Annotated in this window: 11 protein-coding genes; 2 read left to right on the forward strand and 9 right to left on the reverse strand. The window is 70.8% G+C overall.

Annotated features, from left to right (window positions below):
* Window positions 1–165: 165 nt before the first annotated feature.
* From IF30_RS0139320 to IF30_RS0139355, 8 genes are read right to left on the reverse strand one after another with little or no spacing between them, the layout of a single operon-like run.
* Window positions 166–543 (reverse strand): metal-sulfur cluster assembly factor, encoded by a 378-nt coding sequence (locus IF30_RS0139320; RefSeq protein WP_267884589.1) that lies wholly within the window; start codon window positions 541–543, stop codon window positions 166–168.
* Window positions 544–564: 21 nt separating this feature from the next.
* On the reverse strand, window positions 565–1,017 hold the full coding sequence (sufU, locus tag IF30_RS0139325; protein WP_030247713.1) for a Fe-S cluster assembly sulfur transfer protein SufU: 453 nt from the start codon (window positions 1,015–1,017) through the stop codon (window positions 565–567).
* Window positions 1,018–1,037: 20 nt separating this feature from the next.
* Entirely contained in the window at window positions 1,038–2,297 is a 1,260-nt protein-coding gene (locus IF30_RS0139330; protein WP_030247715.1) for a cysteine desulfurase, read from the reverse strand.
* A complete protein-coding gene (gene sufC / locus IF30_RS0139335) occupies window positions 2,294–3,058 on the reverse strand; it encodes a Fe-S cluster assembly ATPase SufC (RefSeq protein WP_030247717.1) in 765 nt (254 codons plus the stop codon). The genes IF30_RS0139330 and sufC overlap by 4 nt, the downstream gene beginning before the upstream one ends.
* Before the next feature lie 6 nt (window positions 3,059–3,064).
* Window positions 3,065–3,382: a bifunctional 3-phenylpropionate/cinnamic acid dioxygenase ferredoxin subunit gene (locus IF30_RS0139340; protein WP_030247719.1), complete on the reverse strand. Its 318-nt coding sequence runs from the start codon at window positions 3,380–3,382 to the stop codon at window positions 3,065–3,067.
* Between the two features lie 5 nt (window positions 3,383–3,387).
* The gene (gene sufD / locus IF30_RS0139345; RefSeq protein WP_030247720.1) at window positions 3,388–4,620 is read right to left on the reverse strand and encodes a Fe-S cluster assembly protein SufD; all 1,233 of its coding nucleotides are present in this window, start codon (window positions 4,618–4,620) and stop codon (window positions 3,388–3,390) included.
* Window positions 4,621–4,677: 57 nt separating this feature from the next.
* On the reverse strand, window positions 4,678–6,093 hold the full coding sequence (gene sufB / locus IF30_RS0139350; RefSeq protein ID WP_030247722.1) for a Fe-S cluster assembly protein SufB: 1,416 nt from the start codon (window positions 6,091–6,093) through the stop codon (window positions 4,678–4,680).
* Window positions 6,094–6,102: 9 nt separating this feature from the next.
* Window positions 6,103–6,960, reverse strand: coding sequence for a helix-turn-helix domain-containing protein (locus IF30_RS0139355; RefSeq protein ID WP_107054640.1), 858 nt, complete (start codon window positions 6,958–6,960; stop codon window positions 6,103–6,105).
* 184 nt (window positions 6,961–7,144) lie between these two features.
* Here IF30_RS0139355 and IF30_RS0139360 point away from each other — a divergent pair, with 184 nt between their 5' ends.
* Window positions 7,145–8,071, forward strand: a complete 927-nt coding sequence (locus IF30_RS0139360; protein WP_030247726.1) for an ABC transporter ATP-binding protein — start codon at window positions 7,145–7,147, stop codon at window positions 8,069–8,071.
* Window positions 8,072–8,172: 101 nt separating this feature from the next.
* Window positions 8,173–8,907: an ABC transporter permease gene (locus IF30_RS0139365; RefSeq protein WP_051712221.1), complete on the forward strand. Its 735-nt coding sequence runs from the start codon at window positions 8,173–8,175 to the stop codon at window positions 8,905–8,907.
* Between the two features lie 101 nt (window positions 8,908–9,008).
* Here the strand turns inward: IF30_RS0139365 and IF30_RS0139370 are convergent.
* Window positions 9,009–9,301 (reverse strand): LAETG motif-containing sortase-dependent surface protein (locus IF30_RS0139370; protein WP_030247730.1); only part of this gene is annotated, 293 nt, incomplete at its 5' end.

A 9,301-nucleotide genomic window follows, 5' to 3' on the forward strand; every position in this document is an offset into this window, starting at 1 on the left:
GGCACCAGCCGACAGGCGGGTGGGGGGGTGGATGGTGGGGAGCGGCGGTGAACCCACGCAGCAAAGGGGATGGCGCGCGGGTGTTCACCCGCGGCGGCCAAAGCCGAGACGCAGAAACGCCGCTGCCCGGAATCCCGGGCAGCGGCGTTCGGTACGGCGAAGACCTCAGACGTTGAAGCCGAGCGCTCGCAGCTGCTCGCGGCCGTCGTCGGTGATCTTGTCAGGGCCCCACGGCGGCATCCAGACCCAGTTGATGCGCAGGTCCTTCACCAGGCCGTCGGTGGCGGTCTTGGCCTGGTCCTCGATGACGTCGGTCAGCGGGCAGGCCGCCGAGGTGAGCGTCATGTCGATGGTGGCCACGTCGGACTCGTCGATGTGGATGCCGTAGATCAGGCCCAGGTTGACGACGTCGATGCCCAGTTCGGGGTCGACGACGTCCATCAGGGCCTCGGTCAGGTCTTCGACGGAGACGGTGCCGGCGGTGGTGCCGACGATGAGGCCGGTCGGCTGCTCCTCCGCAGCGGAGGGGGTTTCGTCAGTCATGGCCATTCCTCCTCTGCAGGATCAGTCGTTCACGGCGGGGTGCTGGGCGAGCGCCTGGGCGGTGGCGTCCTTCCAGGCCATCCAGCTGAGCAGGGCGCACTTGACCCGGGCCGGGTACTTGGAGACGCCGGCGAACGCGATCGCGTCCTCCAGCACCTCTTCGTCGCCCTCGCCCTGGCCCTTGCTCTGCATCAGCTCCAGGAAGGCCTCCTGGACTGCCTGTGCCTCGCCGACGGACTTGCCGACCACCAGGTCGTTGAGCACGGAGGCGCTCGCCTGGCTGATCGAGCAGCCCTGGGACTCGTACGAGACGTCGGTGACCGTCGAGCCGTCGAGTTTCACCCGCAGGGTGATCTCGTCGCCGCACGTCGGGTTGACGTGGTGCACTTCGGCGTCGCCGTCCCGCAGTCCCTTGCCGTGGGGGTTGCGGTAGTGGTCCAGGATGATGTCCTGGTACATCGAGTCGAGCTTCATGGTCGTCCTGCCCCGTCCCGTCAGCCGAAGAAGTTCCGGACGTGGTGCAGGCCGTCGATCAGCGCGTCGACCTCGCCCGGAGTCGAGTACAGGTAGAACGACGCCCGCGTGGTCGCCGGAATTCCGTACCGCAGGCAGACGGGCCGCGCGCAGTGGTGGCCGACGCGCACGGCGATGCCCTGTTCGTCCAGCACCTGGCCCACGTCGTGCGGGTGGATGTCGCCGAGGGTGAAGGAGATCGCGGCGCCGCGGTCCACGGCCGTGCGGGGGCCGATGATCCGCAGGTCCGGGACCTCCAGCAGCCGCTCGACGGCGTACTCGGTGATCGCGTGCTCGTGCGCGGCGATCTTGTCCATGCCGACGCCCTGCAGGTAGTCGATGGCCGCGCCGAGCCCGACCGCCTGGGCGATCGGCGGGGTGCCGGCCTCGAACTTGTGCGGCGCCGGGGCGTAGGTGGACGAGCCCATGGTGACGGTCTCGATCATCTCGCCGCCGCCGAGGAACGGCGGGAGGTCCTCCAGCAGCTCCTGGCGGCCCCAGAGCACGCCGATGCCGGTCGGGGCCAGCATCTTGTGGCCGGTGAAGGCGACGAAGTCGGCTTCCAGCGCCTGCACGTCCAGCACCATGTGCGGCGCGGCCTGCGAGGCGTCGATGACGACGAGTGCGCCGACCGACTGGGCCTTGCGGACGATCGTCTCGACCGGGTTGACCGTGCCGAGCAGGTTGGAGACCAGGGTGAAGGAGACGACCTTGGTCTTCTCGGTGATCAGCTCGTCGATGTTCGACAGGTCGAGCCGGCCCTCGTCGGTCAGCCCGAACCACTTGAGCTTGGCGCCGGTGCGCTGCGAGAGCAGCTGCCACGGGACGATGTTGGAGTGGTGCTCCATCTCCGTGATGACGATCTCGGAGTCGGCGTCCACCCGGTACGGCTCGTCCGCCCAGGTCAGCATGTTGGCGACCAGGTTGAGCGACTCCGAGGCGTTCTTGGTGAAGACGACCTCGTTGCGGCTCGGCGCGTTGACGAATTCGGCGACCTTGTCCCGGGCGCCCTCGTACAGCGCCGTGGCCTCCTCGGCGAGCACGTGCACGCCGCGGTGGACGTTGGCGTTGTGCCGCTCGTAGTAGGCGTTCAGGGCTTCGAGGACCTGGCGCGGCTTCTGCGAGGTGGCCGCGTTGTCCAGGTAGACCAGCGGCTTCCCGTCGTGCAGCTGACGCTGCAGGACCGGGAAGTCCTTGCGGATCGCATCGGTGTCGAGCAGTCCCGTGAACGGATGGGTCACTCGGACGCGCCCCCCTTCACGTACGTCTCGTAGCCCTCGTTCTCCAGCTTGTCGGCCAGCTCGGCGCCGCCGGACTCGACGATGCGGCCGCCCGCGAAGACGTGGACGTAGTCGGGCTTGATGTACCGCAGGATGCGGGTGTAGTGCGTCACCAGCAGGGTGCCGACCTCGCCGGTGGAGCGGACCCGGTTGATGCCCTCGGAGACGATGCGCAGCGCGTCGACGTCCAGGCCGGAGTCGGTCTCGTCGAGGATCGCGATCTTCGGCTTGAGCAGTTCGAGCTGGAGGATCTCGTGGCGCTTCTTCTCACCGCCGGAGAAGCCCTCGTTGACGTTGCGCTCGGCGAAGGCCGGGTCCATCTGGAGGGCGGCCATCGCCTCCTTGACCTCCTTCACCCACAGCCGCAGCTTCGGGGCCTCGCCGCGGACGGCGGTGGCGGCGGTGCGCAGGAAGTTGCTGACCGAGACGCCGGGCACCTCGACCGGGTACTGCATGGCCAGGAAGACGCCGGCCTTGGCGCGCTCGTCGACGGACATCTCCAGGACGTCCTCGCCGTCCAGCAGCACCGAGCCGCCGGTGACGGTGTACTTGGGGTGACCGGCCAGCGAGTACGCCAGGGTGGACTTGCCGGAGCCGTTGGGGCCCATGATGGCGTGGGTCTCGCCCTGCTTCACGGTCAGGTCGACGCCCTTCAGGATCTCGCGCGGGCCGTTCTCGGCCTCGACGGAGACGTGCAGGTCGCGGATTTCAAGGGTTGCCATGTGTACTCAGGACTCCTGGTTGACGGAGACGAGCACATCGTCCCCTTCGATCTTTACGGGGTAGACAGCGACCGGCTTGGTGGCGGGCAGGCCGGAGGGCTTGCCGGTGCGCAGGTCGAAGCTGGAGCCGTGCAGCCAGCACTCGATCATGCAGTCCTCGACCTCGCCCTCGGAGAGGGAGACGTTCGCGTGCGAGCAGGTGTCGTTGATCGCGAACACCCCCTCGTCGGTGCGGACGACGGAGACCGGCACACCGTTGAGGTCCACGCGCTTGGGGACGTCCTCCTGGAGGTCGGCCAGCGCGCAGGCACGGAGGAAGGTCATGTCGCTCAGACCGCCGCTTCCAGCTCGGCGTCGATCTTCTCCATGAGCTGCTCCTGGACCTCGGCGACGCCGATCTGCTGCAGCAGCTCGGCGAAGAAGCCGCGCACCACCAGGCGGCGGGCCTCGTCCGCGGGGATGCCGCGGGCCTGCAGGTAGAACAGCTGCTCGTCGTCGAAGCGGCCGGTCGCGGAGGCGTGGCCGGCGCCGACGATCTCGCCGGTCTCGATCTCCAGGTTCGGGATCGAGTCGACCCGGGCGCCGTCGGTGAGCACCAGGTTCCGGTTGAGCTCGTAGGTGTCGGTGCCGAGCGCGGCGGCGCGGATCAGCACGTCGCCGACCCAGACGGCGTGCGCGTCCTGGCCCTGCAGCGCGCCCTTGTACGCCACGTTCGACCGGCAGTGCGGCGTGTCGTGGTCGATCACCAGGCGGTGCTCCAGGTGCTGGCCGGCGTCGGCGAAGTAGAGGCCGAACAGCTCGGCCTCGCCGCCGGGGCCCGCGTAGTTGACCCGCGGGTGCAGGCGGACCAGGTCGCCGCCGAAGGTCACGACCACGGACTTGTACGAGGCGTCGCGGCCGACCAGCGCGTTGTGCTGGGCGACGTGGACGGCGTCGCGTTCCCAGTCCTGGACGGAGACGAAGGTGAGCTTGGCGCCGTCGCCGACCAGCAGCTCGACGTTGGCGGCCCGGGTGCCGGTGCCCGCGTGGTTGAGCACCACGACGGCCTCGGCGAACGGCTTGACGTCGATCACCACGTGGGCGAAGCGGACGCCGCCCTCGCCCCGCACGTCGATCCTGACCGGCTCGGTCAGCACCGTCTCCTTGGGGACGGTGACCACCAGGGCCTGCTCGAAGGCGCTGAACGCCTGCGCGGCGACCCGGTCGACCGGCGTGCCGGCCTTGCCCAGGCGGGCGTCGTCACGGCCGACGGTCTCGGCGGTGACGCCTTCCGGCAGCGTGAACTCGACCTTGTCCGCGCCGCGCTCGCCGGCGGCGGCGGTGCCGTCGTGCAGCCCGCCGAGGCGGTGCAGCGGGGTGAACCGCCAGTCCTCCTCGCGGCCGGTCGGCACCGGGAAGTCGTTCACGTCGAAGGACGGCTTGACCGCGACGCGCGCGTCGATCGGCTGCTGGACCGCGGTCCGACCGGTGCCGGGGCCGGCGAGCTGCGCGCCCGCGCCGGCGGTGCCGACCTCGATCGACCCGGCGGTGGTGGAGCCGGTGGGGGTGTTGACGTCAGCCATGGCTGTTCGTTGTGCTCTCTTCCTCGAAAGTCGGGCGGGATCGCGTACGGCTGGGCGTCAGCCGACCGACCCCTCCATCTGCAGCTCGATCAGCCGGTTGAGCTCCAGCGCGTACTCCATCGGCAGCTCGCGCGCGATCGGCTCGACGAAGCCGCGCACGATCATCGCCATGGCCTCGAACTCGGTCATGCCGCGGCTCATCAGGTAGAACAGCTGGTCCTCGCTGACCTTGGAGACGGTCGCCTCGTGGCCCATGGACACGTCGTCCTCGCGGACGTCCACGTACGGGTAGGTGTCCGAGCGGGAGATCGTGTCGACCAGCAGCGCGTCGCACAGCACGTTGGACTTGGCGCCGTGCGAGCCCTCGCCGATCTCGATCAGGCCGCGGTAGGAGGTCCGGCCGCCGCCGCGCGCCACCGACTTGGAGACGATGTTGGACGAGGTGTTCGGCGCCATGTGCACCATCTTGGCGCCGGCGTCCTGGTGCTGGCCCTCGCCCGCGAAGGCGATCGACAGGGTCTCGCCCTTGGCGTGCTCGCCCATCAGGTAGACGGCCGGGTACTTCATGGTGACCTTGGAGCCGATGTTGCCGTCGACCCACTCCATGGTCGCGCCCTCGTACGCCACGGCGCGCTTGGTGACCAGGTTGTAGACGTTGTTCGACCAGTTCTGGATGGTCGTGTAGCGGCAGCGGCCGCCCTTCTTGACGATGATCTCCACGACCGCCGAGTGCAGCGAGTCGGAGGAGTAGATCGGCGCGGTGCAGCCCTCGACGTAGTGGACGTAGGCGTCCTCGTCGACGATGATCAGCGTCCGCTCGAACTGGCCCATGTTCTCGGTGTTGATCCGGAAGTAGGCCTGCAGCGGGATGTCGACGTGCACGCCCTTCGGCACGTAGATGAACGAGCCGCCGGACCACACCGCGGTGTTCAGCGCGGCGAACTTGTTGTCACCGGCCGGGATGACGGTGCCGAAGTACTCCTTGAAGATCTCCGGGTGCTCGCGCAGCGCGGTGTCGGTGTCCAGGAAGATGACGCCCTGCTCCTCCAGGTCCTCGCGGATCTGGTGGTAGACGACCTCCGACTCGTACTGGGCGGCGACGCCGGCGACCAGGCGCTGCTTCTCCGCCTCCGGGATGCCCAGCTTGTCGTAGGTGGCCTTGATGTCCGCCGGCAGGTCCTCCCAGGACTCGGCCTGCTTCTCGGTGGAGCGGACGAAGTACTTGATGTTGTCGAAGTCGATGCCGGTGAGGTCCGAGCCCCAGGTCGGCATGGGCTTCTTGCCGAACAGCTTCAGGCCCTTGAGCCGCAGGTTCAGCATCCACTCGGACTCGTTCTTCTTCGCGGAGATGTCGCGCACGACCTCCTCGCTGAGCCCGCGCTTGGCCACGGCACCGGCGGCGTCCGGGTCGGCCCAGCCGTACTCGTAGTTGCCCAGGCCGTCGAGCTCAGGGTGCGAAACGGTGTCAGTCATGCGAGCTTCCTAACGCGCGGACGCAGAATCTTCGGACGCGAAATCTTCGGTGGACTTACCGGCAGTCGGCACCGCATCGGAGTCGCTGCCCGCAGAACGCCGGGCGGACGACGATGCGGCACCGGGTGCCGGCACATAGGTGGTGCAGACCCCGTCGCCGTGGGCGATGGTGGCCAGCCGTTGCACGTGGGTGCCCAGCAGCTGGGAGAAGACCTCGGTCTCCGCCTCGCACAGCTGCGGGAACTGCTCGGCGATGTGCGCGACCGGGCAGTGGTGCTGGCAGAGCTGGGCGCCCGCCGGGGCCTTGGCCGCGGCCGCCGGGACCCTCCGCACCGTGGCAGCGTACCCGTCCGCGCTCAGCGCCTGGGCGAGTGCCTCGGTGCGATCGGCCGCGTCGACCGGGCGCAGGACCTCCAGGTACTTCTCGCCCTGCTTGCCGAACCGGGCCCGGGCGAAGGCGGCGACCGCCTCCTCGCCCGCCTTGCCGCCGCCGACCGCGTCCGAGATCCAGCGCAGCGCGTCGGCCGCGAGCTGGTCGTACGCCTGGTAGAAGGCGTCCCGGCCGGCGTCGGTGAGGGCGAAGACCTTGGCCGGGCGGCCGCGGCCGCGGCTGCCGTAGACCCGCTGCTCGCGGGACTCGACCAGGCCGGCGGCGGCCAGCCCGTCGAGGTGGCGGCGGACGGCGGCGGCGGTGAGGCCCAGCCGGTTCGCCAGGTCCGCGGCGGAGGAGGGGCCGTGGTCCAGGATCGAGCGGGCGACCCGGTCCCGGGTGGCGCGGTGGCCGTCCAGCAGCACCTCGGCCGCCGTCACGGGCACGTCGCAGTGGGAGGCCGGATCGGCCTCCTGCTGCTGGGCGTGCTCGCGCATGTTTTTCACAACACCAGTGTTGCGTAATTGCTTCCGAGGAGACAAGCCGTGATCCAGGCCTCATCGGTGGCATCGATCACGCAGGCAAGGCTTACCTGACCTGGGAAAACGATCACCGGAGCCGCGCCCTGACCGCCGAGGCCGCCGTCCGGCCCGGGCGTGAGCCCCTCTTACACTCGCCGGTATGCACTCCGAACCCGCGGTCCAGATCGCCGGGCTGGTCAAACGCTACGGTGACAAGCTCGCGGTGGACGGCCTCGACCTCACCATCGCGACCGGCGCGATCACCGCCGTCCTCGGCCCCAACGGCGCCGGCAAGACCACCACCATCGAGACCTGCGAGGGCTACCGCCGCCCCGACGCCGGCACCGTCCGCGTCCTCGGCCTCGACCCGGTCACCCAGAGCGCCGCCCTGCGCCCCCGGATCGGCGTCATGCTGCAGTCCGGCGGCGTCTACGCGGGCGCCCGCGCGGTCGAGATGCTGCGGCACACCGCCAAACTGCACGCCCACCCGCTGGACGTGGACGCCCTGGTCGAACGCCTGGGCCTCGGCTCCTGCGGCCGGACCACCTACCGGCGGCTGTCCGGCGGCCAGCAGCAGCGGCTCGCCCTGGCCATGGCCGTCGTCGGCCGACCCGAGCTGGTCTTCCTGGACGAGCCCACCGCCGGCCTCGACCCGCAGGCCCGCCGCGCCACCTGGGACCTGGTCCGCGACCTGCGCCGGGACGGCGTCACCGTGGTCGTCACCACCCACCACATGGACGAAGCCGAACAGCTCGCCGACCACGTCGCCATCGTGGACCGCGGCACGGTGATCGCCGACGGCACCCCCGAGGAGCTGTGCCGCGGCGGCGCCGAGGGCTCCCTCCGCTTCGACGGCCCGCCCGGACTGGACCTCGACCCACTGGTCAAGGAGCTGCCCGAGGGCGCCACCGCCGTCGAGACCGCCCCCGGCAGCTACCGGATCGAGGCACCGGTGGACCCGAAGCTGCTGGCCACCGTCACCGGCTGGTGCGCGGCAGCCGGCGTCCTGCCCGAACGGCTGGCCGTGCAGCGCCGCAGCCTCGAAGACGTCTTCCTCGACCTCACCGGACGGGAGCTCCGCTCGTGACCTCCGTGGACCACACCCCCGGGGCCGGCCGCTCCCCCGAGACCGACCACACCCCCCGGCCCGACTACTCCCCCAGGCCCGGCCCGGCCCCGATCGGCCGGATGCTGCTCTCGCAGACCGCGTTCGAGACCCGGATGCTGCTGCGCAACGGCGAGCAGCTGCTGCTGACCGTGGTCATCCCGACCGTGCTGCTGGTGCTGTTCTCCGCCGTGGACATCGTCGCCGTCGAGGGCCCCGGCAAGCGGGTCGACTTCCTGGCCCCCGGCCTGCTCGCCCTGGCCGTGATGTCCACCGCCTTCACCGGGCAGGCCATCGCCACCGGCTTCGAGCGCCGCTACGGCGTGCTGAAGCGGCTCGGCGCCAGCCCGCTGCCGCGCTGGGCCCTGCTGACCGCCAAGACCGGCTGCGTCCTGGTGACGGAGGCACTGCAGGTCGCGCTGCTGTCGGTGATCGCGCTGGCGCTCGGCTGGTCCCCGCAGGGGCTCGCGACACCGCAGGGGGCACTCGGCGTCGTCGCGCTGCTGATCCTCGGCACCGCCGCGTTCTCGGGGCTCGGCCTGCTGATGGCCGGCACCCTCAAGGCCGAAGCCACGCTGGCCGCCGCCAACCTGGTGTTCATCCTGCTGCTGCTCGCGGGCGGGGTGATCGTGCCGCTGGGCAGGTTCCCCGAGGCCGTACGGCCGGTGCTGGAGCTGCTGCCGGTCTCGGCGCTCTCGGACGGCCTGCGCTCCGTGCTGCAGACCGGCGCCGGGGTGCCCTGGGCGGACCTCGGGATCCTGGCCGGCTGGTCCGTGCTCGGCCTGGCCGCGGCCGCCCGGTTCTTCCGCTGGGAGTAGCCCCAGGGGTAGTGACCCGAACGGGTGAAGAACGACGCCCCCCGGCCCGTCAGGGTCGGGGGGCGTCGCCGTACTCGGCGCCGGTCCGCGGCGCCGGCGTGTCAGCTCTCGGTGCCGCCGCGACGCTTGCGGGCCAGCAGGACGAGCGCGCCGCCGACCAGCAGCACGCCGCCGCCGGCCGCCGCGATCACCGGGGTCGCGTCGTTGCTACCGGTCTGGGCGAGCGCCGGCGCGCTGGTGGCGGGCGCCGGGGTCTGGGGCTTGCTCGGGGTCGGCGGGACCGACGGGCTCGGGCTGGCCGACGGCGGGACCGTCGGGGGCTTGCTCGGCGTCACGGGCGGCGTCGTCACCGGCGGCGTGGGCGTCGGAGTGGGAGTGGGGGTGGGCGTCGGGG

Origin of the sequence: Streptomyces sp. NRRL S-350 (assembly GCF_000719705.1) — a bacterium.
GTDB lineage: Bacteria > Actinomycetota > Actinomycetes > Streptomycetales > Streptomycetaceae > Kitasatospora.

Bases quoted from the DNA above. Each gene is read 5' to 3' on its own strand.
- IF30_RS0139320 (WP_267884589.1), bottom strand. From the start codon at position 543: ATGACTGACGAAACCCCCTCCGCTGCGGAGGAGCAGCCGACCGGCCTC.
- sufU (WP_030247713.1), bottom strand. From the start codon at position 1,017: ATGAAGCTCGACTCGATGTACCAGGACATCATCCTGGACCACTACCGC.
- sufC (WP_030247717.1), bottom strand. From the start codon at position 3,058: ATGGCAACCCTTGAAATCCGCGACCTGCACGTCTCCGTCGAGGCCGAG.
- IF30_RS0139340 (WP_030247719.1), bottom strand. From the start codon at position 3,382: ATGACCTTCCTCCGTGCCTGCGCGCTGGCCGACCTCCAGGAGGACGTC.
- sufD (WP_030247720.1), bottom strand. From the start codon at position 4,620: ATGGCTGACGTCAACACCCCCACCGGCTCCACCACCGCCGGGTCGATC.
- sufB (WP_030247722.1), bottom strand. From the start codon at position 6,093: ATGACTGACACCGTTTCGCACCCTGAGCTCGACGGCCTGGGCAACTAC.
- IF30_RS0139355 (WP_107054640.1), bottom strand. From the start codon at position 6,960: ATGCGCGAGCACGCCCAGCAGCAGGAGGCCGATCCGGCCTCCCACTGC.
- IF30_RS0139360 (WP_030247726.1), top strand. From the start codon at position 7,145: ATGCACTCCGAACCCGCGGTCCAGATCGCCGGGCTGGTCAAACGCTAC.
- IF30_RS0139365 (WP_051712221.1), top strand. From the start codon at position 8,173: ATGCTGCTCTCGCAGACCGCGTTCGAGACCCGGATGCTGCTGCGCAAC.